Origin of the sequence: Cytobacillus oceanisediminis, assembly GCF_004366035.1 — a bacterium.
GTDB classification, from domain to species: domain Bacteria; phylum Bacillota; class Bacilli; order Bacillales; family Cytobacillaceae; genus Cytobacillus; species Cytobacillus oceanisediminis_C.
In genome coordinates, this window is sequence record NZ_SOEE01000008.1 from 245105 (window position 1) to 270760 (window position 25656).

At 43.1% G+C, this 25656-nt stretch carries 25 protein-coding genes; 5 read left to right on the forward strand and 20 right to left on the reverse strand.

Translation table 11 applies throughout. The features are described from left to right. Positions 1-24: 24 nt before the first annotated feature. From DFO72_RS20725 to DFO72_RS20770, 10 genes are all read right to left on the reverse strand, one after another. Complete coding sequence (locus tag DFO72_RS20725; protein ID WP_113883792.1) at positions 25-1299, reverse strand: TRAP transporter large permease; 1275 nt, start codon at positions 1297-1299, stop codon at positions 25-27. Positions 1300-1329: 30 nt separating this feature from the next. After that, a complete protein-coding gene (locus tag DFO72_RS20730; protein WP_113883793.1) occupies positions 1330-1881 on the reverse strand; it encodes a TRAP transporter small permease in 552 nt (183 codons plus the stop codon). A 75-nt stretch (positions 1882-1956) separates the two neighbouring features. Next, positions 1957-2985, reverse strand: coding sequence for a TRAP transporter substrate-binding protein (locus DFO72_RS20735; RefSeq protein ID WP_113883794.1), 1029 nt, complete (start codon positions 2983-2985; stop codon positions 1957-1959). 152 nt (positions 2986-3137) lie between these two features. Further along, positions 3138-4403: a TRAP transporter large permease gene (locus tag DFO72_RS20740; protein WP_113883795.1), complete on the reverse strand. Its 1266-nt coding sequence runs from the start codon at positions 4401-4403 to the stop codon at positions 3138-3140. Positions 4404-4432: 29 nt separating this feature from the next. After that, entirely contained in the window at positions 4433-4966 is a 534-nt protein-coding gene (locus tag DFO72_RS20745; protein ID WP_113883796.1) for a TRAP transporter small permease, read from the reverse strand. A gap of 68 nt (positions 4967-5034) precedes the next feature. After that, positions 5035-6087, reverse strand: a complete 1053-nt coding sequence (locus tag DFO72_RS20750) for a TRAP transporter substrate-binding protein (RefSeq protein WP_113883797.1) — start codon at positions 6085-6087, stop codon at positions 5035-5037. Between the two features lie 721 nt (positions 6088-6808). Further along, positions 6809-7922, reverse strand: a protein-coding gene (gene prfB / locus DFO72_RS20755; protein ID WP_113883798.1) for a peptide chain release factor 2 whose coding sequence is annotated in 2 segments (ribosomal slippage) — positions 6809-7849 and positions 7851-7922 — 1113 coding nt in all. Because the reading frame shifts where the segments join, the coding sequence is not laid out codon by codon here. Between the two features lie 320 nt (positions 7923-8242). Beyond that, entirely contained in the window at positions 8243-10756 is a 2514-nt protein-coding gene (secA, locus tag DFO72_RS20760) for a preprotein translocase subunit SecA (protein ID WP_113883799.1), read from the reverse strand. 472 nt (positions 10757-11228) lie between these two features. After that, on the reverse strand, positions 11229-11960 hold the full coding sequence (locus DFO72_RS20765) for a nuclease-related domain-containing protein (protein ID WP_113883800.1): 732 nt from the start codon (positions 11958-11960) through the stop codon (positions 11229-11231). A gap of 237 nt (positions 11961-12197) precedes the next feature. Further along, positions 12198-13253 (reverse strand): YecA family protein, encoded by a 1056-nt coding sequence (locus DFO72_RS20770; RefSeq protein ID WP_113883801.1) that lies wholly within the window; start codon positions 13251-13253, stop codon positions 12198-12200. Positions 13254-13379: 126 nt separating this feature from the next. On the opposite strand from DFO72_RS20770, the gene DFO72_RS29615 reads away from it, so the two are divergent. Then, positions 13380-13517 (forward strand): hypothetical protein, encoded by a 138-nt coding sequence (locus DFO72_RS29615; RefSeq protein ID WP_166672526.1) that lies wholly within the window; start codon positions 13380-13382, stop codon positions 13515-13517. 86 nt (positions 13518-13603) lie between these two features. Here DFO72_RS29615 and DFO72_RS20775 read toward each other — a convergent pair whose 3' ends face one another. The 3 genes from DFO72_RS20775 to DFO72_RS20785 form a co-directional block, all read right to left on the reverse strand. Next, a complete protein-coding gene (locus DFO72_RS20775; RefSeq protein WP_113883802.1) occupies positions 13604-14134 on the reverse strand; it encodes a chromate transporter in 531 nt (176 codons plus the stop codon). Continuing rightward, positions 14131-14706: a chromate transporter gene (locus DFO72_RS20780; RefSeq protein ID WP_113883860.1), complete on the reverse strand. Its 576-nt coding sequence runs from the start codon at positions 14704-14706 to the stop codon at positions 14131-14133. Before DFO72_RS20780 ends, DFO72_RS20775 begins: the two co-directional genes overlap by 4 nt. 157 nt (positions 14707-14863) lie before the next feature. Beyond that, positions 14864-16474, reverse strand: a complete 1611-nt coding sequence (locus DFO72_RS20785) for a gamma-glutamyltransferase family protein (RefSeq protein WP_113883803.1) — start codon at positions 16472-16474, stop codon at positions 14864-14866. Positions 16475-16954: 480 nt separating this feature from the next. Between DFO72_RS20785 and DFO72_RS20790 the strand changes: the two genes are divergently transcribed. The 4 genes from DFO72_RS20790 to DFO72_RS20805 all read left to right on the forward strand — a co-directional run bounded on the left by DFO72_RS20790 (position 16955) and on the right by DFO72_RS20805 (position 20639). After that, positions 16955-17344: a sporulation protein gene (locus DFO72_RS20790; RefSeq protein WP_113883804.1), complete on the forward strand. Its 390-nt coding sequence runs from the start codon at positions 16955-16957 to the stop codon at positions 17342-17344. Between the two features lie 235 nt (positions 17345-17579). Next, complete coding sequence (locus DFO72_RS20795; RefSeq protein WP_113883805.1) at positions 17580-17858, forward strand: YkvA family protein; 279 nt, start codon at positions 17580-17582, stop codon at positions 17856-17858. Between the two features lie 131 nt (positions 17859-17989). Continuing rightward, entirely contained in the window at positions 17990-18964 is a 975-nt protein-coding gene (locus DFO72_RS20800) for a BMP family lipoprotein (protein ID WP_113883806.1), read from the forward strand. 13 nt (positions 18965-18977) lie between these two features. Next, the gene (locus tag DFO72_RS20805) at positions 18978-20639 is read left to right on the forward strand and encodes a methyl-accepting chemotaxis protein (protein WP_113883807.1); all 1662 of its coding nucleotides are present in this window, start codon (positions 18978-18980) and stop codon (positions 20637-20639) included. A gap of 214 nt (positions 20640-20853) precedes the next feature. Here DFO72_RS20805 and hpf read toward each other — a convergent pair whose 3' ends face one another. From hpf to flaG, 7 genes are all read right to left on the reverse strand, one after another. Further along, the gene (hpf, locus tag DFO72_RS20810; RefSeq protein ID WP_113883808.1) at positions 20854-21411 is read right to left on the reverse strand and encodes a ribosome hibernation-promoting factor, HPF/YfiA family; all 558 of its coding nucleotides are present in this window, start codon (positions 21409-21411) and stop codon (positions 20854-20856) included. A gap of 229 nt (positions 21412-21640) precedes the next feature. Beyond that, a complete protein-coding gene (locus tag DFO72_RS20815; RefSeq protein ID WP_166672527.1) occupies positions 21641-21841 on the reverse strand; it encodes a YjfB family protein in 201 nt (66 codons plus the stop codon). Between the two features lie 35 nt (positions 21842-21876). Then, positions 21877-22260 (reverse strand): hypothetical protein, encoded by a 384-nt coding sequence (locus tag DFO72_RS20820; RefSeq protein WP_243856223.1) that lies wholly within the window; start codon positions 22258-22260, stop codon positions 21877-21879. 13 nt (positions 22261-22273) lie between these two features. After that, positions 22274-22618: a flagellar protein FliT gene (locus tag DFO72_RS20825; protein WP_113883810.1), complete on the reverse strand. Its 345-nt coding sequence runs from the start codon at positions 22616-22618 to the stop codon at positions 22274-22276. Next, positions 22618-23019 carry a flagellar export chaperone FliS gene (gene fliS, locus DFO72_RS20830; RefSeq protein WP_113883811.1) on the reverse strand — a complete coding sequence of 134 codons (402 nt, stop codon included), beginning with the start codon at positions 23017-23019 and terminating at the stop codon, positions 22618-22620. Before fliS ends, DFO72_RS20825 begins: the two co-directional genes overlap by 1 nt. Before the next feature lie 18 nt (positions 23020-23037). Next, positions 23038-25158, reverse strand: a complete 2121-nt coding sequence (fliD, locus tag DFO72_RS20835) for a flagellar filament capping protein FliD (RefSeq protein WP_113883812.1) — start codon at positions 25156-25158, stop codon at positions 23038-23040. 14 nt (positions 25159-25172) lie between these two features. Then, on the reverse strand, positions 25173-25532 hold the full coding sequence (gene flaG / locus DFO72_RS20840; RefSeq protein WP_113883813.1) for a flagellar protein FlaG: 360 nt from the start codon (positions 25530-25532) through the stop codon (positions 25173-25175). Positions 25533-25656 lie beyond the last annotated feature (124 nt).

Below are 25656 nucleotides of genomic sequence, written 5' to 3' on the forward strand. Positions count from 1 at the left end.
CATTCTCACTCTGGTCAGCTCAGGTTAATTCAGCCATTCAAGCGGCACCGTAATAATTTCCGGGAACAGGATTAAGAGCGCGAGCACAATTGCATGAACGACCAGGAATGGCCAGATGCCTTTCGTCAAGTCTGCCAGGCTGATTTTGCTTATTCCGCAGCCAACATATAAAACAGTGCCGACAGGCGGAGTAATTAATCCAATGCATAGATTGATAACCATTACAATTCCGAAGTAGACTGGATCAATTCCGGCCATTTTAACAAGCGGCATCAATACCGGTGTGAAGATCAGAATAGCCGGTGTCAGGTCCATCACAAGGCCGATCAATAATAGGAAGATCATAATGACAATCATTAACAGCAGCGGACTGCTGACAAGCGAACCCATGTAGCCTGCAATTTCTGCCGGAACATTGGCAACAGTGATAAGCCAGGCTGATACCATTGCAGCAGCAGCCACAAACATAACCACACTCGTTGTTTTTGCCGAAGCAATTAAAACCTGATACAACTCTTCAAGCTTTAACTCCCGGTAAATAAATAACCCTACAAACAGCGCATAAAACGCTGCCACTACAGCTGCTTCAGTTGGGGTAAAAACACCGCCTCGCAGACCGCCAATAATAATGACCGGAAGCATTAACGCAAAACTGGCCTGCTGGATCGCCTTCCAGATTTCTTTAGCCGATTTCCGCGGAGGAAGTTCACTCGTATCCTTCCGTGACATAAAGAACCAGCCAATCATAAGCCCCAATCCCATCATAATGCCGGGAATAATTCCGCCCATGAATAAATCTGTAATCGATACACCTGCGGTTACCCCAAATAAAATCATGGGAATGCTTGGCGGTATAACAGGAGCAATAATACCGGATGCACAGATGATGCCTGTAGAAGTGTTGACGTTATATCCTTTGGCAATCATCATCGGAATTAAAATCGCCCCGAGTGCGGCTGTATCCGCAACAGCAGAACCCGATAGCCCTGCAAATAAAATACTGGCAATAATGGCTACAAAGCCAAGGCCGCCTCGGATGTGCCCTACAAGCGCCATGGAAAAATCAACGATACGCTTGGAAATTCCACCGGCATTCATCAATTCTCCGGCTAAGACAAAGAACGGGATCGCCATTAACGAAAAGTTATTGGCTCCATTAATCAAATTCTGGGCAACAATTTGGCTATCAAACGTACCCATGGCAAACATCAGCATAACCCCGCTGGCAAGCAGTGCGAATGCAATCGGCACCCCTAATGCCAGCGATCCAAATAGTGACCCTAAGAATACTCCTATCATGGCGAGTGTTGCCCTCCTTTCTTGCCGCCGTTATTTTGCGATAATCTTATCTTCCTGATCAGGGTGATTATCCGATAAAACATCGTCCGGGGATTGGATGATCGTTAAGCTTTCAGACTTTCCTCTGATGGCTTTAAAAAGGCTGGCAATAATGAGGATCATCATCCAAATGCTTGATACAATCCCGATTCCATACAGATAGGAAAGCGGCATTCCTGTTGCGGGACCTGTACTGTTCATATTGAGAAGGGTCATTTTCCAGCTTCCTTCCAAAACAAGCCATAGCAGATAAAGGACCACTGCATTGCTGATCAGGAAGGCAGCCTTTTGAAGCCCCTTTGGCAGCGAATTGACGACAATGTCTACACCAAGGTGCATTTTATCCTTTAATGCGGCAATGGCACCCAGGAAGACCATCCATACGAATAAGTAGCGGGACATTTCTTCAGACCAGGTAAGACCGGAGTTGAACACATATCTCAAAACGACATTTCCAAAGACGGAGAGGGACATGGCTGCCAGCGAAAAGGCAATCGCAATGTTTAATAGTTTGGTAGAAAAAGAATTAATTTTGCTAAACACGGCTTTCTCCTCCCTGCAAATTTAAACCTGGAGGAATAAAAGGCATTATTATTCCTCCAGGCCTTCCTGCTGGTTTTACTCTGCTTCTGCACGGATACGGTCAGCTAAATCCTTCGCCCATTCAAATTCACTGTAAATTTTTTCATATAGAGGCTGTGCTGCTTCTTCCATCTCAGCTGAAAACTCTCCTGAAGGAGTCGTAAACTTCAGGCCATTATCCTCGAGAAATTTCTTATCTTCTTCATAGCTCTTCTCAAGCAGTTCAAATTCATAATCTGCAGCTTCCTTTGAAGCCTTTTCAATAATCTTCTGCTGCTCTTCAGTCAAACCATTCCAAAAATTACTGTTGATGATATACAAGTTCGGACTAAACATATGCTTTGATTCCAGGATATCGCTTTGTACTTCATACCAGCCAGATGCCCGAACTGTGGCAATTGGGTTATCCTGGCCATCCACCACTTTTTGCTCCATCGCTGTGAAAACCTCGGAAATTGGCAGCGGCGTTACATTGGCGCCAAGCAATTTTCCAAGTTTGATATAGTTTGGGATATTCGGCATTCTCAGGCGGAGGCCGTCAAAATCTGCTAAGCTGCCAATTGTTTGATTGGATGAGAACATCCGGAACCCATTCGCACTCCAGGCAAGCGGCTTTACGCCATGCTCTGACTCAAGGTCTGCTGTCAGCTCTTTGCCAATCGGTCCATTTAACACCTTTTTGGCATGTTCAAAGTCTTTGAATAAGAACGGCCATTCAGGTGCGGCCATCTTCGGAATATCCGCCTGCATGATCAAGCCCGGGATTCCCATTTCGATAGTCCCATTGCGGACACCGTCATAGAATTCCTTTTCAGCACCAAGCGTGCTGTTTGGGTAAAGTTGCACTTCAAGCTCTCCGTTGCTTTCTTCTTCTACAATCGTTTTAAACTTTTCTTTTAAGGCAACATTCTGGGGATGGTCTTCAGCAAAGTAGTGTGCTACTTTAATTACCTTCTTCTTTCCTCCCCCATTTTCGCCCCCTGCCTCTTCCCCGCCGCAGCCGGCAAGGAATAAAAAGCTTGCCAGAACAGCAGTGGCCAGGCCAAATATCTTCTTCTTTTTCATCTTCATCTCCCCTTCTTTAAATTTGCTGTTTAGAATCTAAATTTGAGTTTTGTTCTACATTATAAAACTTAGTTTTATATTCCTCAAAAAAAAGGAACAGCATTTTTGAAACTTATAAAATGCTGTTTTAATAGAAATAGGATGTCATATTTTTATAAGAACAGCAATGATAGCTGCGGCGCAACAACGATAATTAGCAAGGTAATCAGCATCGCAAAGAAAAACGGCACAATCGCTTTTGACAATTGCTCAAGTGACAAGCCGGAGATTCCTGCCCCAACAAATAAGTTAACTCCAAGAGGCGGTGTGATGAACCCAATTGACAGGTTTACAATCATGATAATCCCGAAGTGAATCGGATCGTATCCAATCTGAAGGGCAACCGGGAGCAGGATTGGCGTTAAAATGATAATCGCAGCAATCGTGTCCATAAAGCACCCTACTATCAATAGCAATAATGTAATCAGCAGCATGATGATGAGCGGCTCGCTGGAGATGGACATCATTGCTTCTGCAATCTGATTCGGGATTTGCTCGATCGTTAATAGGCGGCCAAATGCTGTGGCAGCTCCCACGATCACAAGCACCGTGGCTGTCGTTAACGCAGAATCAACAAAAATCTGCGGCAGATCTTTGAATTTCAATTCTTTATATACGAAAACACTGACGATTAATCCGAATACTACGGCGACAACGGCTGCTTCTGTCGGGGTGAAAACGCCCCCATAAATGCCCCCTAAAATAACAATCGGAATCATGAGAGCCCATTTGGCCTCCCAAATTGCTGTAAAAATGCCTTTTATGGTTGTTTTTTGATCTGTTCCGGTATACCCCATTTTTTTCGAATGGATATAAGAATAAATCATTAAGCCAATCCCTACGAGAATTCCTGGGATGATCCCGGCAATAAACATATCCCCAATCGATACACTTCCGGATACACCGTAAATAACCATTGGAATACTTGGCGGAATGATAACCCCGATGGAACCTGCTGCAGCAACAACTGCAGTCGCAAAACGTTTATCATACCCTTTTTGAACCATGGCAGGAATCATGATCCCGCCGATCGCCGCAACGGTCGCAGGCCCTGAACCGGAAATTGCCGCAAAAAACATACAGGTAATGATGGTAGCCATCGCAATGCCGCCTGTTTTATTACCGACCATTGAATCTGCTACATTAAAGAGCCGCTTGGATATTCCGCCCTTCCCCATTATTTCGCCTGCGATAATGAAGTAAGGAACAGCCAATAGAGGAAATGAGTCAACAGAGTTTGTTAATTCTTTCATTAAAAATTCAACTGGCATACTGCCGGTATATAAAATAGTGAATAATACCGCTAACCCGATTGCGATTCCTATGGGAACTGTAAGAAATAGGAATGCTGCGAAGGAACCGAATAATACACCTGCCATTCAGAGCCTGCCTCCTTTAATAAATTCTTCTAAATCACATTAATAGTTTGTTCTGCATCTTTTGGGAGTTCATGAGTTTTATCAAAGTTTTTAATCGCTATAATATTGCCGATTATGTTCTGAATCAATCTAATGCCCGCAAGCCCCATGCCAACGGGAGGAGCCAGATAAACGATTCCTGTTGGAATTTGAAGTGCCGGTGTTGTCTGTCCAAATAAAAGCAGCTGGGATGCAATGCCATAGCCATAGATCCCAACATACACGCAGAAAACCAAAAAGAGGATATTAGAGATGAGAGAAAAATAAATTTTCGTTTTATCTTTAAAAAGAATAAGTGCAGCATCCACCTTAATATGGCGATGATGCTTGACTGCGTAGCTTATTCCGATATAGATAAGCCAGATAAAGCAGTACCGCGCAAGCTCCTCAGACCATGACAATGAATTTGACATGACATAGCGCATAAATACCTGGATAAAAATGACCGTAACCATGACAGTCGATAAAAGAAACAGTATGTACTTTTCGAGGTTTTCATCAAGCCATTTTAATGGTTTTAGCATACTGGATCGCCTCTCTTCTTTAAAAAGCGGCCGGCAATCAGTCGAAAGCCGGCTGCTTATCAAAATAATTATTTTGCCTTATCAACTTCAGCCAGGAACTCGTCTACAATTTCAGCACCGATTTTATCCTTGTACTTACCAACAACCGGCTTCACAGCTTCCTGGAATTTTTCAAATTCTCCATCCTTGATTTCTGTAAAAGTCATTTCCTTCTTTAACGTTTCAAGTGATTCCTCCGCTACTTCACGTGTACGCTCACGGTTGAATTTGCCTGCTTCTAATGCAGCTTTAGAAACCACTTCCTGCTGTTCAGCGGAAAGCTGTTCCCAAATTTTCTTACTGAATAAGAAAATAAACGGTGTGTATACATGATTTGTATTCGAAACATGCTTCTGAACCTCAGGGTACTTACTTAACAAAATGGTTGGATATGGATTTTCCTGTCCATCGATCGTACCCTGCTGCAATGCAGTGAACAATTCAGTGAATGCCATTGGAGTTGGGTTTGCACCAAGAGCTTTCCAAGCATCTAAGTGGATTTCATTTTCCATTGTACGGATTTTCAAGCCTTTAACATCTTCCATTGTCGCAACAGGTTTTACATCGTTTGTTAAGTTACGGAAGCCATTTTCCCACCATGCAAGACCAACAAGACCTTGCTGATCAACCATCTCAAGCATCTTATCTCCAAATGGGCCATCCAATACCTTGTCTGCTACTTCCTCATTCGGAACCGTGAATGGAAGATCAAATACCCCGAACTCCGGTATAAAGTTTACAAGCGGTGATGTAGATGGAATCGTCACATCTAGCGTGCCGAACTGAAGCATTTCAATCGCTGAACGGTCATCGGCAACCTGGCCGGAATGATAAACTTCAACTGTTAAATCGTCAGACTCTGCTTCAACAAGCTCTTTAAATTTCATAGATGCTTCATATTCTGGATGCTTGTCATTAACCCCAATACTAACCTTAATCGTACGCTTGCCGCCTTCACCGCTTGCACTATCTGATGACCCTTTCTCAGAAGCGCCGGTCGAGCTTGAATTTCCTCCGCAGGCCGCCAGTACCATTGTGCTGATCATTAAGATACTAAGAAATAAAATGGACAATTTCTTCATCAATCTTCCCCCTCAACTATTTTAAAAAATGATAGTGTACTCTATTTTTGCGCTATCATTGGAAGTAGGCTTTTCAAAATTAAAACGCTTTCATGTTTCACTAAAAAAATAAAATATGGTATGTAAATCACCTCTCTGTTTTTTTGTTTTACATTATAAAACTCTGTTCTGTATCCAAGATTTTGTTTTACATTATAAAACTCTGTTCTGCATTCATGAACTTATTTGTATTGTAACTTCAGCTCGTTTTATTTGTCAAACTATTTTTTATATTCAAAATGAAATACAAAATTAAAACTATTTAAAGAAAATTAGTTGGATGTTTAAGGGTTTGGAATCATTAATAAGGAAGAAGATTTAATGATATACCGGTAAAACTTTTTTTCGAAAAAAATTTCATAAATTGATAATTTATTTGCGGGTTGGTGGCGGCAGCGATTTTGGGTCGGAATAGTATGCGTATTTTTTATATAAATTTTCGATTTTTCCTTATGAAAATTAGCTGTTTTAGACTTTTTTTCAGTCAATGTTGATGTGTTTTGGCATGCTTTTAAGGGGATAATATGCTCGTTTTAAGTGCTGTCTTTTTAGAAATTGGACGAAAGGTTGCGTTATTTGAAAGTTTCCGATTTTATTTGCAGCTTTCCAGTTTTAATTGCTAGTTCATTTTTCACACGCAAAAAGCCAATGCCGCTGGTCTGCAGGCATTGGCTTTTGTTTTTTAATCTTGGGATAAGCTCAATCTTGAACGCAGGTATGCGTTGATAAAGATGTCGAGGTCGCCATCCATAACTCCCTGCAAATTGCCGACTTCCGTGTTGGTACGGTGGTCTTTTACCATGGAATACGGATGGAAGACATAAGAGCGGATCTGGCTTCCCCAGCCGATGTCTTTTTGCTCACCGCGGATTTCAGCCAATTCTGCTTCCTGCTCTTCGATTTTCTTTTGATATAGCTTAGCTTGAAGCATTTTCATGGCACGTTCGCGGTTTTTGATCTGGGAACGCTCCGTCTGGCAGGTTACCACGACATTTGTCGGCAAGTGAGTGATACGGACAGCAGAGTCAGTCGTGTTGATATGCTGACCGCCTGCGCCGCTTGCACGGTATGTGTCGATTTTCAGATCTTCGGTACGGATGTCGATTTCAATTTCATCATTGAATTCCGGCATCACTTCACATGAAACGAATGAAGTATGGCGGCGTCCTGATGAATCAAATGGAGAAATCCTTACCAGGCGGTGTACGCCTTTTTCTGCCTTCAAATAGCCGTAAGCATTATGGCCTTTAATGCTAAGGGTAACACTCTTGATGCCCGCTTCGTCTCCCGGCAGGTAATCAAGTGTTTCGACTTTGAAGCCTTTCTTCTCTGCCCAGCGTGTATACATACGAAGCAGCATGCTTCCCCAGTCCTGTGACTCGGTTCCGCCTGCACCCGGATGCAGTTCAAGAATGGCATTGTTCTTATCATATTCCTCGCTTAAAAGAAGCTGAAGCTCGAAATCGTTCAGGCGCTTCACTAAGTCCTTGAGCTCTTCCTCAAGCTCGGCCTGCAGTTCTGCGTCGCTCTCTTCTTTTACTAGCTCATAAGTTAATTCCAGATTCTCAAACGTTTCGTATAAATCGTGGAATTCAACCACCTGTTCTTTCAGTGAGTTTGATTCGCTGATAACTACCTGTGCCGCCTGCTGGTCATCCCAAAATCCAGGCTGCAGCATGACATCATCAAGCTCAGCGATGCGCGCCTCTTTGTTTTCTAAGTCAAAGAGACCCCCTAAAGTCCGCTAAAATCTTAGCTGTTTTTTCAAGTTCATTGCGAATATCTGCTAATTCCATTTTGGTCACCTCGTAAGTTATTTTTTCCTATTATTTCGTGATTATCTTGAAAAAGCAATCAGTTTAGATGTCACATGTTGATTTCCGCTGCGAGCATTTGCTTTCCGCGGGGAGGAACGGGAGCCTCCCGCAGGACATTGAATAAGCTTACTCGAATGAACACTGCACGAAGGAAATGTGTCAGCATTTTCGAGGATCAAGTGCCCTCCACTCCAATCAACTCAGATGTAAAACATAGTTTTCTGCTAAAAAAGAAAAGCTCCACAGAAACAGCTTTTTCAAAAAGGATGAGCCGGCAAAGCTGTTGCCGGCTCGGGTGTTTATTTTTCTGCACCACAGCAGTTTTTATATTTCTTGCCGCTGCCGCAGATGCATGGGTCATTGCGTCCGACGTCCATCTGCTTGACGACAGGCTTTTTCTTAACCTTTTCACTGTCTTCTTTCGGGTTGACGGCCTGGCCTTTGGCTACTTCCTGGCGCTCGAGGTTGTTGCGGATTTCGGCTTTCATGATGTACTTCGCAACATCTTCTTCGATGGAAGCGATCATGTTTTCAAACATCGCAAAGCCTTCACCCTGGTACTCGCGAAGAGGATCTGTCTGGCCATACGCACGCAGGTGGATTCCCTGGCGAAGCTGATCCATTGCGTCAATGTGATCCATCCATTTGGAGTCAACCGCACGCAGCACGATGACTTTCTCAAATTCTCGCATTTGCTCAGGGCTAAGCATTTCCTCTTTTTCATTGTAGCGTTCTTTGACCTTGGCAAAAATGGTTTCGGCGATTTCCTCCGTATCCTTGCCGCGGATATCATTTACGGTTAGGTCGCCTTCATTTAGAAGGTTTCCATTTACATAGTCAATGATGCCCTGCAGGTTCCAGTTTTCCTCGTCTTCATGTCCAGGTGCATACCCTTCCACATTACGCTGGATGCTGGTCATGATCATCTTTTCAACAATTTCTCTCAAGTTCTCAGACTCCAGAACTTCGTTACGCTGACCGTAAAGAATCTCACGCTGCTGACGGAGAACATCGTCGTAAGAAAGAAGCTGCTTACGTGCATCGAAGTTGTTGCCCTCAACGCGTTTTTGCGCTGATTCAACGGCTCTTGAAACCATTTTACTCTGGATTGGCTGAGTGTCATCCATTCCAAGGCGCTCCATCATCGATTTCATATTGTCAGAACCGAAGCGGCGCATCAATTCATCTTCCATGGAAAGATAGAATTGCGTGACACCAGGATCTCCCTGACGTCCGGAACGTCCGCGGAGCTGGTTATCGATTCGTCTGCTTTCATGGCGTTCTGTACCAATAACGCATAGTCCGCCAAGTTCCTTCACACCTTCACCGAGCTTGATATCTGTACCGCGCCCTGCCATGTTAGTCGCAATTGTCACGGCACCCGGCTTACCGGCATCCAAGATGATTTCCGCTTCACGGCCGTGGTTCTTCGCATTTAGGACGTTATGCGGAACACCTTTTTTAGTCAGGTATTTAGAAATGATTTCAGATGTTTCGATAGCCACTGTACCGACAAGCACAGGCTGTCCTTTTTTGTGGCGATCAGCGATATCTTCCACCACCGCACGGAATTTCCCATCCATTGTTGCATAAATTAAGTCCGGACGGTCATCACGGGCGATCGGACGGTTTGTCGGAATGACAATAACGTTCATATTGTAGATATTGCGGAATTCCTCTTCTTCCGTTTTCGCCGTACCAGTCATTCCGGCAAGCTTTTCATACATACGGAAATAGTTCTGGAATGTGATCGTTGCAAGCGTCATGCTTTCGTTCTGGATTTCGAGGCCTTCCTTAGCTTCGATAGCCTGGTGAAGTCCATCACTGTAGCGGCGGCCCTTCATCAGACGGCCGGTAAATTGGTCAACAATGACAATTTCGCCTTCCTGAACAACATAATCGACATCCAAATGCATGCTGGAATGTGCTTTTAATGCCTGTGTAATATGGTGGTTAAGTGCAACATGAGAAATGTCGAAAAGGTTATCGATTCCAAAAGCCTTCTCTGCTTTGGTCATCCCCTCTTCTGTCAGCTGCACACCTTTTGTCTTTTCATCATATGTGAAGTCTTCATCTTTTTTCAGGCGGCTGACAAAGGCATTGGCCTGAATATAAAGCTGAGTGGACTTTTGTGCTGAACCTGAAATGATCAGCGGTGTACGAGCTTCATCAATGAGGATGGAGTCCACTTCATCGATTACGGCATAGTGCAGCGGGCGCTGAACCTTCTGCTCTTTGTAGAGAACCATGTTATCGCGAAGGTAATCGAATCCAAGCTCGTTGTTTGTGCTGTATGTGATATCGGCCGCATATGCTGCCTGTTTTTCTTCTTTGGAAAGTCCATTTAAGTTCAAACCGACAGTCAGGCCAAGGAATTCATAAAGCTGGCCCATTTCAGTAGCGTCACGGCTCGCAAGGTATTCGTTGACCGTTACAACGTGAACGCCTTTGCCGGTTAAGGCATTGAGGTATACCGGCATGGTTGCAGTCAGGGTTTTACCTTCACCGGTTTTCATCTCAGAAATATTTCCGTCATGAAGGGAAATACCCCCCATTAACTGAACCGGATAAGGATATAAACCAAGAACGCGCTTTGCTGCTTCGCGGACAACCGCAAAAGCTTCAGTCAGCATATCATCGACGGTTTCACCCTTTTGGTAGCGGGCTTTGAATTCTTCTGTTTTCTCGCGCAGCTGCTCGTCCGATAATTTTTCCATATCAGATGCAAGTACTTCAATTTGTTCTGCCATTTTGGTGAGACGTTTTATTTCGCGTTTATTTTGATCAAACACTTTATTTAAAATCCCAAGCATAAAAACGCTCCTTTATGTTGGATATGACAGCACAAGTGCCTTGCTGATGAATCAAGGCGCCGGAGCTATGCATATCTAATTTCAAAGTCTATTGAAGCATAGGTAGTTAAAGATTCGCTCTTTTTCGGCGGAATCCTCCCATGAAAATTCACATTATTTCTTATTAATATTACCACTTTGGGCAGGGGGTGACAACTTATGCCACATGCTGGCTATTCCAGATCTTTAATTTGCTGATAGTCGGGTTTCGGTAAATACACTCTTCCTTTTTTTGAACCGGAACTCGGCAGTTTACTGGCTGAGAGAAGTTTTTTGGCTATATCCCCTGAAGAAATGTGAAGAAAACTGCAGATTTGTCTATTTTTCAATGGAGAATCATTGTTTAGGAGGAATAAATCCATAAGAGCTGAAATGTGTGCATTCTTGTCTTTAGATTGGCATTTGGTGCAAAACCATGTTCCATAATGGCGTTTTATTGGATAGAAAGAGCAAGCTTTGCAGATAACCCTGTTTGTATATCAGATATTGAGATTTCATAATGCTTTAGGATATCAAATTGTTTTGGGGTATGTTCTTTTAGAAGGAAGCGGGAGATTTTCTTCATATCTTTTGGAGATAGGACTTCTTTTTTATGGGAGGCCTTTATTTTCTCAATACTTTTCAGAAGGAATTGAACATGAAGAACTTTTTGGAGCATTTTCGCGTTGCCTGGAGCGGTTTTAAGAATGGTAGAGGGTTTGCTGATGACGATGAAAAACTCAATCGGAATATTGATATTGCGTTTCAATAGCCATTTTTTCATTTCGGAAGATTGTACTCTGGCTTGCTCTATCGGATTTGGAAAGCCTTTGACTTCACCTTTGCTATTTGTTTGGATCAATTGATTGAAATCAGGATCGAAATATAAGGTCCCGCCATAGTTTTTCACTTCTAAAATTAAGGCAAAAGCAGGATTTAAGATAAGCGTATCAATCTGGAAAAAATGCTTTCCGTTTGAAAGACGCAGGTCATGGAGGATCATATGCTCTTTTTCCGGCAGTTTGCTTAAGTGGAAGTCAATTGCCTGCTCCCCTTTATAACCTGCTAATCTCCTGGTTTGATCTGATTCGACCATTAACCGCTTGGAATGATTTTTCGCAATTCTTTTCAGCAATGCATGATTTTTTTGTATTCTAATGGGGATATATCTGTCTTTTTCAATCAAAAGCAGCACTCCTTTTTAGGTTTGAAGATAGAATTCGTTTGCGAAGACAAATTTTCCTGCTTTCTTAATTCATTTTCAATGCAGAGAAGGTATATCGGTCACTTTGCCAGATTTATCGGTCAAAATTTATGTTTATCGGTTACTTTCTGGTTATATCGGTCATATTCTACTTTTATCGGTCAGTCCGCGCCAGATCCACTTTACCGCAAAAAAAGAGAGCAAAAATGCTCTCCGTTTTTATGAATTCGACGATTCAATCAGTTCAATAATGGTTTCCTCAACTGCATCATAAATTTCACCATAATAAGCAGAGACACGGTTCGCATTGATTCCGTATTTCTCTCCAAATTCCTTCTGAGTGAGATTTTCCTTTGTTGGCGCTATCGTGCTCACAAGGTAACGAAGACCTGCAACATAGTTGTCAGGCTTTTTGACCTGTTTTCCCGTTTTCGTCAGATACTCCATCCAGAGTGAAATCCCCATCCCGGTGAGCCATGGTTCTTCGCCGGCATCTGTCATATGGTCCCTAAACATGTCGGCCACCTGCTTTGCACCCTTTGTTGGCCAGTCGAAATTTTCCATTGATGGAACTGTCAGCGATTTTGGCGTGTCATTCATGAGGTCAATGAAGTATTCAGCCAAGTATTCTTCAGGATCATCGTATTTTGCATCTTCAAATGAATACTGAATGTAATCTGCAAACTGTGCAGCATTTTCTCCTGGCAGATCGAAAATGGCCGGAAACGCTACATACTCTTCTCCATAGGGAAGAAGCATGGCAAAGGCAAAGTTTCCTTCATTAACATCCATATCACCAAATAGAGAGATATTGTAAACCTTCCCGGTCAGGCAATCTTTAATCGCTGCTTTATTTTCAGTCACTTCGGTCAGTATTCCAGCTGCCGCTTTGCTGTCTGCCCACGATTTTAAAATGTTTTTTAAGCGCGGGCGTGCCACAGCCGGTAATTTCGCATGGATGAACTCAACCATTACGGATTCCATTTCTTCCAGAGTTCCATAGAGTATGTACCAAAAAGAGTGTACAAACTCATAGAACTCTTTTTCCTCTGGTTCAATGTCTTCAAGGATATCCTGAAGATCCATGAAATCTTCATTCATGTCATCTGCAAAATGAGTAAGCGCATAAGCCCTTACTTCCTTTTGAAGCTCAAGAACTTCGTGATTCAAAACATCCTTAATTGAAACAGCATCTTTGCTGCCGCAGCACTTTTTATATTTTTTTCCGCTCCCGCACGGGCACGGTTCATTTCTGCTTACTTTTACTGTTGACATCTTATAAATCTCTCCTACCAAATTCGTTTAACTCTACTATCCTAACATTTATCAGCAGTTTAGGCATTAATCAAGCGGATTTAAACATTTGGCAGGTTAAGGAAGCTGAAATTGGGTGGTTTTTTAATGGAGTTAGCTGATTTCGGTTACTTTATCAGTTTTATCGGCCAGTTTTTTATTTTATCAGTCACTATCCAGGTATATCGGTCACATTTTCCCTTTTATCGGTCAGCTTTTCAATATATCGGTCAGTTCGCGTCCTAACAGCTTTCCAGCAGGCCTCCATTAGAAACAAAAAACGGTGAGTCCCCAAATACTCACCGTTTCTCGCTTATTTATTGTTTTGCCAATTACGCTAAGAAAATCCCCCCATAAACCAGCGCCCCTGCAATAACAAAAGCGGGATGCACTTTAAGTTTTTCCAAAAGGAAAAAACTAAGCAGTCCAATGAAAAGCGTCTGCCAGATGCCGATTCCATCATAAGAAGAGAATAGGAAATCATAAGTCATAACCCCCAGCAGGACGGCGATAATCGGCCGAATATAATTGGTCATCCGCTTAACACGGGGGGATTCTTTATACTTCATCAGCAGACCAAGCAATGCGAGCATTAGAATCATGGAAGGTGCCACTGTTGCAAATACACCAATTATAGATCCAAGAACCCCTCCCTGCTCATAGCCAATATAGCCTGCCATTTTTGTTGCAATTGGACCTGGCAGTGCATTGCCCATTGCCAGCATTTCACTGAATTCATTCGTTGTCATCCATTCATAATTGTCTACCACTTCATGTTCAATCAAGGGAATGGACGAAGGTCCCCCGCCGTATCCAAGGATTCCGGGGATGAAAAATGCCAGGAAAATCTGTACATATATCATGCCGGATTCCTCTCCTTTTTAGCTTCATTTTTTTCTGCAGCATCCTTTTTCAGAAGGGCAGTCACCAGTGCAATAAATATAATAATTCCAGGATGAATATTCACAAATTCGATAAGAACCAAGCTGGCCGCTACAAAAAGAAATGTCCAAACCCAGCCGAGTGATGACTTTGTAGACTTTTTAATAAAATCCCAGGTTAAAGTGGCCAGCATAACAGCAACAACGGGAACGACCGCCTTTGTCATGCCGGCAACCCATGGCTGATCCTTTAAGTTATTTAATGCTGTTAAAAGAACAATCATAAGAATGATGGTTGGGACCATTGTAGCTATCAGCGCGTTCAGCATTCCCAGAAACCCGCCTACCCGATAGCCGATATATCCCGCCATTTTTGTATTAATAGGTCCGGGCAGCGCATTGGCGAGGGCTAATATATCTCCAAACTCGTCTGAATCCATAAATTTAAAGGTATCCACAACCTCTTTATGAACTAGCGGAATGGCAGAAGGCCCGCCGCCAAAACCCAAAATGCCCGACCGAAAAAACGCAATGAAAATCTCCTTTTGTTTCATGTGTTCACATCCTCTAACCAATTGCTTAGACAAGCCATGTCCCTTTTCAGCTTGCATCCCAAAAAAGCAGGTTGAAGGAGCGGTCATTTCTTCCGCTCCCCAATTCCTTTTATATGTTTATTTTACTCTTATATGCGCGCTGCTTCCTCATTTTTTATTACCAGGCGGCGATAGATCCGTCTGTGCGCGCCTCTGTTCCGCCCATAAGCACACCTGTTTTCGGATCACGCCAGATAATTTGGCCTCGGCCGAATCCGCCTGTATCAACGGTTACCTCGATTTGATGGCCTTTGCGCACCAAAGCCTGTGCAATATGATTAGTGAAGTGCGGTTCCACCTGGACCTTTTTCCCTTCAATCCACTGCCATCTTGGCGCATCAAGGGCTGCCTGCGGATTCAAGTGGAAATCCACTGTATTCATGACCACCTGCATATGTCCCTGCGGCTGCATATAGCCTCCCATCACACCGAACGGTCCCACTGCTTCTCCGTCTTTTGTCAGGAATCCAGGTATTATCGTGTGGTACGTTTTCTTGCCGGGCTTCAGTGCATTATGGTGCTCCGGATCAAGAGAGAAATCGTGTCCGCGATTTTGAAGGGCAATTCCCGTTCCAGGAACGACAAGCCCGGATCCAAAGCCCATATAGTTACTTTGGATGAAGGAAACCATATTACCTTCGCTGTCTGCTGTCGCCAGATAAACAGTACCTCCGCGCGGCGGCTGGTAAGGCTCAGGTGTCAGAGCTTCGCCGGCAATCTCACTGCGACGCGATTCACCGTATTCCTCTGATAGCAATTCTTCAACTGTCACTTTCATTTCCGCAGGATCTGTAATAAATGCCTTGCCGTCTGTAAAAGCTAACTTCATCGCTTCTATTTGTCTGTGATATGTATCCACCGTTTCTTTATCCCGGAATTCAAAACCTTTTGCGATATTTAAGCCTAAAAGTGCGACAAGACCCTGGCCGTTCGGAGGGATTTCCCAGACATCATATCCGCGGTAATGAACTTTGATGGGGTCAACCCATTCCGCCTTGTAAGCTGCGAGGTCTTCCTTTGATAGGAATGCATTATATTTCTTGGAATAAGCATCGATTTTTTCAGCAATTTCCCCGCGGTAAAAGCTCTCGCCATCCGTTTCGCCAATGGCTCTTAAAGTGGCAGCATGCCCTTCAGAGCGCCAGATCTCACCAACTTCAGGAGCCCTGCCATCTGGAGCAAAGGTTTCAAACCAATGCTGGAATTCATCATCCGTCAGAATCTGCTTGAACCTTTTATAAGCATACTGCCAGTACTTGCCGAGAATTGGTGTTAAAGGATAACCTTTTTCAGCATAATTAATTGCGGGCTGAAGGACATCTTTTAACGGAAGCTTGCCGAATCGCCTGGAAAGCTCAGCCCATGCGGATGGTGCTCCAGGCACTGTAACCGGCATCCAGCCGTGCGTCGGCATTTTTTCGAAGCCTCTTTCCTTTAAAGCTTCTATGGAAATGGACTTTGGAGCAGGGCCGCTTGCATTCAACCCATACAGTTCCCCTTTGGTCCAGACAAGTGCAAATGCATCGCCGCCGATTCCGTTTGATGTCGGTTCAACGACAGTAAGGGCAGCTGCTGTTGCGATTGCTGCATCTATGGCATTTCCGCCTTTTTTCATCATATCTAATCCAGCCTGTGCCGCAAGCGGCTGGGAAGTTGCCACCATGCCGTTATTCGCCATGACGGTCGTTCGCTGCGATGGGTATGGGTGGCTGTGGAAATCAAAGTTCATGGAGTTCACCTCTGTATTAAAGTGTTAAAATAATTAATTCTGATTATATCAAATTATATAAATATTATGTTAGTATTTATTTCGGAAAACTAAACTAATGTTGAAATATTGACAAAGTGTAAGATATACAATATGATTTAGCTATAAATTGAATAGTTCTCCTAAAGGGGAGTAGCTTTTACAGCAGAGTCGTCATTACGGAGCAAATGCTCTCGGCTTTGTTGGCAATCTAAACAATTGTTAGCAAGACCTTTACCAAATTCGGTAGAGGTCTTTATTTATGGGCCTTTACCACCGTGGTAAAGGCCCTTTTTGTATACAGGCCCGCACCGCCTTACGTTTTACTTTATAAAATGGAGGAATAGGTAGAAGGAAAATTACTTGAAACTTTATCATTATTAGTACGTAAAGAAGGAAACAGAAAAAAACTGTGGTGTGAGCGAGCAGCTCCCCCCTATAAAATTAGAGGAGAGATCGTTGTTGATTCTACGAAAATATATGTCAATGCTTGGAATAGGTTCTGCAAAAATTGATCTGCAGCTGCCAAAGCTTCAATATACGCCGGGTGAAAATGTGAGCGGAACCTTCCTGATTGAAGGAGGTACCATTGATCAGCAGATTAAGCGAATTGAGTGTGACCTGGTCATGGCGTCACCTGACGAAGAGAAGGAGGAAGTGATCGGAACATCGACCATTCTATCCACCAAAGTCATTGAATCAGAAGAAACCAACAAAATGGACTTTAACTTCCAGCTGCCTGAAGACATTCCCTGCTCTGCACCAAACCGGATTTTTCAATTTAAAACAAGATTGATTTTTAACGAAGGCGTCAAAAGCGCCGACCTGGATAAAATCACGATTATTCGATAACCACTCCTAAGGAGGAAGTATACGAGTGTAACATGTCCCCTCTTAACCATACAAATTATAAAAAGAGGAGATTTATACCTAATTGAACACTTTGCAAAAGTGGTTAATTCTATTTACTTTTTGAAGCATACTTGAAACAAGCTATCTATCAGTTGCCACACTTGAGGTGAAAAATCCGCCCCGCATTCAGGTGGCAGTTTCCTTTCAGCGAATGAACTAGAAAAAGGTGAACTAAATGAAGTTTCTCAAACGCATCAAATTTGTATTCAAGTTTTGGAGGTTCCTGCCCTTCCTGAGGGATTACTTTCTCTCAAGGGAAGTATCAGCCGGTAAAAAGCTTTTTCCTGTTGCGGCCGGACTTCTTTATATCCTTCTGCCGCTCGATCTTGTGCCTGACTTCCTGTCGATCTTCGGCTTTACGGACGATATTGTGATTACATCCTTTGTCCTTCAGCAAATGGTGAAAATGGCACCGGAGTCATTGAAGCAAAAATATAAGGTCCTGGAAGAATGATGTTGAAGCCTGTGGTATGCAGGCTTTTTTATTTTGCCAACTTTTTGAGTCAGGGTCTGACATCAGACTTAAGACCTCCGTCTTTCTGCCGATAATAGGTAAGGCGAAATACTACAACATGGAGGTTTACTTTGAAAAAACTACTACCTATTCTGCTTCTATTCAGTTTACTTCTGGCAGCCTGCTCTGCCTCTGAACAAAGCACAAAACAAAATAAAGAATATAAAATTGGCATTCTCCTATCTGATACAGGCCTGGGAGATGAGTCTTTCAACGACTCTGCCTTCCGGGGCCTGGAAAAAGCGCGTGATGAGCTGGGCATTCTGTTTGATTACAAAGAAGCCCCGGACGGAAATTTTGAAAAGCCGCTTGAAGAGCTGGTCAAAGGAGATCATGACCTTGTCATCGGGCTGGGCTTTTCCGCTCAGGAAGCACTCGAAAAGGCGGCAAAGAAATATCCAGATCAGCAATTTTTGCTTATTGATGCCGTATCCGAGCTTGATAATGTGGTATCACTTACTTTTAAGGAGCATGAAGGCAGCTTCCTTGTCGGGATGCTTGCTGCCATGACAAGCAAATCGGGCAAACTAGCTTTTATCGGCGGTGTTGATGTGCCTGTCATCCACCATTTTGAGAATGGATTTATTCAAGGTGCCAAGCACTTCAATCCGAAAATAGAAATATTGACAGAATATGCCGGAACATTTGGAGATGCTGCTCTGGGTGAGGAAATAGCTGAGAAGCAAATTGCTGCGGGTGCCGATTTTATCTACCCTGCTGCCGGATTCACCGGCTTTGGCGCACTGAAAAAAGCGGAAGAAAAAGGCGTGCTTGCCGGCGGTGTCGATTCCGACCAATATTTTGTTGCTGAAAAAGCCGTTGCCGCATCGATGGTCAAAAACATCGACATTGCTGTTTTTAACTTAGCTAAAGAATTGAAGGAAAGTGGAAAAATCGAGGCTTCATCTTATGTATGGGGACTGGCAGAAAACGGTGTCGGCCTTTCTGAAATACGCGTAATCTCCTTAACAGAGGAGCAGAAAGCTGCATTGAAAAAAGCAACTGAAGACATAATCAATGGAAAAATCACAGTAACAGCTGAATAAAGGAGCATCCAAGATGACATTACGAAACCGCCTTATTATTGCCACGCTGATCCCGCTCGTGCTATCGGTCAGCATGATAGGCTTTATCATATACCAGACGTTAAACATTCAAAGCTCCGCTAAAGATGATGTGGACCTTCTTCTGAAAGTGAAGGACCTGGAGCAAAGCCTGGTAGTGACAAGCCAGTCGCTTGCCAACTATACCTACAATTCAAGTGACGCCAACAAGGACCAGGCACTAACCATGATGACAGAAGTTCAGGAAAGTCTGGCTTCCCTCTCTTCGGTTGCCTCAGTTCCCGGGCATAAAAAAATCATCGGCAGCATTGAAGGAAAATATGCGGAGCTGTCGGAAGTTTCTACCGAAGCCTTCAACAAGGGAAACAAAGCGGAAATCAAGCGCCAGAGCATAAGAATATCCGGCATTTTAAATGATATGCACCTATTAAAGAAGCGTACAAATGAATGGTATGAAGGCATTCTTCAGGAGACCAGCCAGAAAATCGCCTTTATCACGAATTCCTCCCTTATAGGAAGCGTGCTGCTTATTTTGTTATCTGCTATCTTCTCATGGATGGCTGCCAGAAAGATTACAAAACCAATTAATGCGATTGTAGAAAAGGCAGAGAAAATTTCAGAGGGAGATTTAACAGCAGACTTATCACAGCTTTCCTTTAAAGAGAACAGCCGCTATGAAGTTGATAAACTAACGGAGGCCTTCTCAAAAATGGTGGTGAATTTAAAAGGAACTGTGCAATCCATTGAAGAAGTCAGCCAAAATGTAAAAGGATTTGCCGAGGATGTGGCTTCCTATATGCACAGCTTAAATGAAAGCAGCAGCCAGGTGGCTGTTTCAACGGATGAACTGGCTAGAGGAAGCCAAGCCATTTCTGAAGACGTTCAGGCAACCGCCGAGTTAATGAGCGTAATGGGCGAACAATTTTCAGCTGTTCACCATTCCAGCGAGCAAAGCGCCACACAAAGCACACAGGCATTGGAGTCTGTTGATCAAGGCAGAGTGTCTTTAGAAAAACAAATGAGACTTGCTGAAGAGATCTCCAGTTCGTCTAACCATATTAGAAGTTCTGTCAGTGAATTTGCCCAGTTCACCAAGGAAATTGAAGGGGCAGCCAACACGGTTAAAGATATTGCGGATCAAACAAATCTGCTGGCCTTAAATGCGGCTATTGAAGCAGCCCGTGCAGGTGAAGCAGGTAAAGGATTTGCGGTGGTGGCGGAAGAAGTCCGGAAGCTCGCCGATTCCTCTTCCAAAGCAACAGATCTGATCGCCTCGATGGTCAGCAACATCCAAAATGGCATCAACAATATTTACAATGCCACCGAGCAGGGACATGCCCTTTCAAAAGAGCAATCCCAATCGATGAGCGAGACAGAACAAGTCTTTGAAACCATTTCCGGACATGTTTCAGGCATTCACAGCCATCTGGAGAAATTGGTTGAAGATATGAAAACCTCCAGTGATATGAGCCAGCAGGTCATTAGCGCTGTGGAAAATATTTCAGCGGTAACCGAAGAAACGGCTGCCGGAACTGAGGAAATCTCAGCGTCTACCGAGGAACAGCTTCGCGCGTTTGAGCAGGTTATGGTGAAAGTAGAGCAGCTGAAGGAAATGACTGGAGTTATGGAAAGGGAATTGGAGAAGTTTACGATTTAGGCGGATTTTTGGAAGCGTCGTTTTACTGAAATTGTGAACGATGCAATTAGGTCGGGAAAACCTGCAAAGAGAAGTATAATTCTTGCAAATAACTTCGGCATTTCTGCAAATAGAACGGCGAATTTGCAAATAGCAGACCAATTCCTGCAAATAGCCCAATAGTGAACCCAAACAAACGAAAACCCCGCCTTAGCAGCGGGGTTTTCACGTTTTATTATTGCGCTTCAATCAAACCGTAGCGGCCATCTTTACGCTTGTACACTACATTAGTTAAGTTAGATTCTGCATTCGTGAACACATAGAAGCTGTGGCCCAGCATGTTCATCTGCAGGATTGCCTCTTCACTGTCCATTGGCTTCAGGTCGAAGCTCTTTTGGCGGACAACTTCAAGGTCGTTATCCTCATCTTCCGCTTCCGGCGCCTCTATCTCATTTTCCAACGCTGCAAACACAGCCGTCAGATTGCCTTTTTCACGGAATTTGCGGTTCACCTTTGTTTTATGTTTGCGGATTTGGCGCTCCAATTTATCTGTAATCAGATCAATCGCTGCATACATATCATCATGATCTTCCTCTGCACGAAGAACCAGATTCGGCATCGGAATCGTTACTTCCACTTTAGAACGGTTATTGTTATACGTTTTTAAATTTACATGTACATTTGCATCAGGAGTTTCAGTAAAATACCTTTCTAACTTAGCAATTTTCTTCTCTACGTACTCTCTAATTGCTGGAGTTACCTCAATGTTTTCACCACGAATGTTGTAATTCATACGTGAACTCCTCCTTCTCATTATACAATGACAGCCTTTTCAATAGCGTTTACTGTGAAAATCACCAGTAATGTCTGAAAAGGAAATGCCTAGTCTTAAAAGTATATTAAGACTATGTATTTATATTTCTATTTTACCCCTAAAAACTCCTGCTGAAACTGATAAAAAGATTGATAATATTTGTCGAATTGGTGACGTATATAAAAAAACGAGCAGCTCCTTTTGCTGCTCATCCTTTTATATCAATATTGCCGCCCAAGTGGGGCTGGACTGCGTGCTGGAGGGCCTGTATGTGAGAACCGCTCATCATCTTATTAATAAATTCTGCATTTCCCTCTGCTTGATCCATGGCTTTTTTCATGAGCGAGATGGATGCCTGCTGCTGGACCTGGCCTTGGGATAAGACCATAGACATTAAGGGGATATCCAAGGGAACACCTCCTGGCTATTTATGCCTTATCGCATTTAGGACTGAATATATGGATTTAATTCCTGCTGAATATTTTTATGCCACTGTGCAAAAGCAGGATAGAGCTTTTTCGAAATGATCTCCTGTCTAACGGGAAGATCGTCAAAGTTCTGAATAAGGAGTTCAGCCTGATCAGCTACTGCACTAATATCAGCAATAGCCTTTAGCATCGTCTGATTGCCTTGAACAAGATGGCTAAGCTGTTCATGAGCTGACGCGACTTGAGGGAATGCCTGAAAAACATCACCAAGAAGCCGATCTCCCTCTGTTTTACTGAAATCGCTAAAACTTTTTACGATATAATCAAAAGCCTCATCAATGGTATATAATAGATCGCTGTATTCCTTCATAAAAACATACTGCTCTTCGGTCAGAGTCAACAAAGTTAGTCACCTATTTTCTTTTATCATAAAACATGCCGTCCGTTGCCATGGATTGATAGGGATTTGCATATTTTCCGGTTGATTCCTTTTTTACGCTTAAGTCTTTGATGTCTTTTTGAATAAACAGCTTTTCCCTTGTCATCAGCTGGGTGACTTTTGCATTGAGGCTGATCAGCCTGGCTCCCAGATCCTTTTCGGTATCTGTATATGGAGGAGCTATGCCAGCCATTGCCTGCTGGCGTTTTTCAAGCAGGATGTCGACCTCATTCATTTTTGCATCACGGTCAAGATTTAGATGTTCCAGAGTTTGGATAAGCCTGAGGGTTAAATCATAAAAACTTTGTACCGAACTCACTACACTGTGCCGCCTTGGGAGAATTGCTTCTGGCGATTGACCTGGATGACTTCCTTCCAGGTATCACGGAATTCGGATACAAGGCCCTCGACTTCATCAAGAATAGCTGCCTCATTCTTGACATTCGCCTCCATCAGTCTCCGGTTCATATAATCATATAAAGACATCATGTTTTGAGAAACCTCTACATCCATATTCAACGTCACCATCAGCTCTTGAATAATATTTTGCGCCTTCTGGATATTGGTGTTTTTTGCCTCAATGTTATTGTCCATGATGGCTTTTTTCGCCTGATGGATAAATTTCAGGCAGCCGTTATATAGCATCAGTGTCAGCTCTCCCGGAGATGCTGTATTCACTGAGTTTTGCTGATATGATTGGTATGGATTGCTTACTGCCATTTGTAACACTCCTTTTTATTACATGCCGCCAAATTGGTTCATGAGGAACATGGACTGCTCATTGGACCGCTGGATCGCTTTTTCCATGGCGGTGAATTGGCGCCAGTAGCGGTCTTCAACTTGCTTTAATTTACTTTCAAAGCTATCAATCCGTTTTCCTACATCATTGAGTTCCCTGCCGATGGTAAACTGCTGATTGGTTAAAAAGCTGTTTCCGGCCTTTGTCTTCAATTTATCCATCGCAGCGTTCACGGTATCATAAAGCCTGTGGGCAATCCCTCTTTGCCCGTCTGTCTGTCCTTCTCCTCTAAAAAGATTCTCAACAGACACAGGATCATCTTCGATTGCCTTTTTCAGGGCGGCTTCATCAATTTCAAGCTTACCGCCTTCTAAATAATTGCTGGTCGTTTTAATGCCGATACTGGCCAGCTGATTATAAAGAGGAGAAACAAGATCATTCGATACGGGCTGGTAAAAGTTCATTCGCATCCCTGATAAAACAGACTGAAGCGTAGAATCCTTGCGCAAAAGACCGCTTTTCGCTCTCTCTTCCCATTGCTCCTGCTGTTTGTCCGAAAGCTGCTCACGCTGCTCATCGGTTAATGGGGTGTAGCTTCTATAACGCTCTTCACCCGTTTTTTTCTGGATTTTATCGATCATTTCATTGTATTTATCCACAAATGCCTTAATATTATCAAAAACCTTTGTGGAATCATTGCTGACATTGATGCTGACCGGCTGATCTTCAAACGTCTGCTTAAGAGTAAAGGTAACACCGTTAACTTCAAATGTATTTGAGCTCCGATTTGTAGCCAATCCATTAATCACGAATTCAGCGTTTCTTCCTTCTTCTTTGACCGCAGCCCCTTTAAAGCGCAGAACATCATTCAGAAAGCTGCCGCTTGTCGTGATCTCAGCTCCAATTTTATTAAAATCACCTGTCTCTTTGCGGGTCATCGTCATTTGACCAGTAGCACTGTCAAAGAACATATTCACACCAGCGCTTGAAGCATTGACTTTACTGATGACATTATTCAGAGACTCGCTGCCTGAAATAAGGAAAGAATCATGACGCTCCCCTTTAGAGGTAGAGGTATCTACGGAAAAAGCAGTGTATTTGTGGTCATAGGCTATCTCCAGGCTCATCGTTGTACTAGATCCCTCTGCCGGCTTTTTCATATCAGCATTAAATGTGATTTTTCCTGTATCATAGTTAAGGGTGCCTACCACTTTATTGGCATCATCGAGTATTTCTCTTTCTCCATTTACGATATTGCCCATTGAAAAAGTTTTCTCAGTGGTCGTTCCGGACGTTGTTTCTTTTATCTTAATGCTTTTCACTTCGTTCAAGGCACCTTGTGCCAATTGAATGGAAGAAGTGCTGCTTGAAATAGCGTGTGAACCCGTCCGTTCAGCAGCCACATAATCAATCTTAATGACACTTCCCTTTGCAGGTTCCTTACCGAATTGCAGGGTTCCATCTTCTTTTACCAGCACTTCATTCTCTTTTAAAGGACGGTTCGCTGCACTCAGTTCTGCCTCACTCAGCGCATTAAACCCTACCCCATTGACCTTTACACTCCAGGAGCTAAGTTCACTTAGATCCACCTTGGACATATCTCCGAAATTAATGACAGCTGGATCGGTCACATCAATATTTTTAGTTAAAACGGCACCATTTTTCCACGCACTCGCGACAGTGTTTCCATTTGAATCTGTATGATTGCCTTTATACATAAAACTGCTTTCCTGTGCATAAAGGCTTTTGCTAGGATCTATAGATTTTCCATCCGCAGAAATGCTGCCGCCGTTTACACGAGTCTCAGCACTTGCCAGCTGTGTTACTTTCGAAATCGAGTAAGAAGACTGGCTGGCTGCACTGCTTACTGTGGCCATAACCATTGCTTCATTTGAGGAAGTCGCCAGTCTAGCTCGATAACTAGTAGTTAGTTTCATCTTTGTTAATTCACTTCTAAAATCCAAAAGCAATGAATTCATTGCCCGGTAATCATCCCGCTGCCATTCTAAAACCTGCTTTTTCTGTTTCAATTTATCTAATGGCATCCGTTCTGCCTTCATTAGATCTGATACAAGCTGGTCAATGTCCATTCCGCTCGCCAGACCTCCGATTCTTACCATTGTGAACTCCTCCTTTAAATCTTCTTATCTACCATCAGCCCAACAAATTCCGTCATGGCTGCGTACATATCCAGCATTTTCTTTGATGGGATTTCCTTTACTACTTCCTGGGTTAGGTCATCAACTAATGTTACGTAATACTCATTTAACTCTTCATGAAGAACAAATTTTAACGACGTATGGGAAGCCTGTAAGAACTCGTTCATACTAATGACTACTTCTGTCAACTGCTCTTCCTTTATTTGGCCACTTAGTTTTGGCAGAACAGGTATTTCTTTATTTACTTCTTTTCTGTGGAATTCACTTGAATTTTCATTGGTATGTATTAATCTAGCTGTAAGAGAGATATTTTGAGTTGATACGCGTTCTATCATTATAATCCCCTACCTATATTAAATAACTTCTTAGGTTTTATATCGGTATGAGTTTTGGATTGTTAAGATGGAGTTTGGAAGTGAAGGAAATTTCTAAATTAGATGGACATAAAAAAGGCCCCTA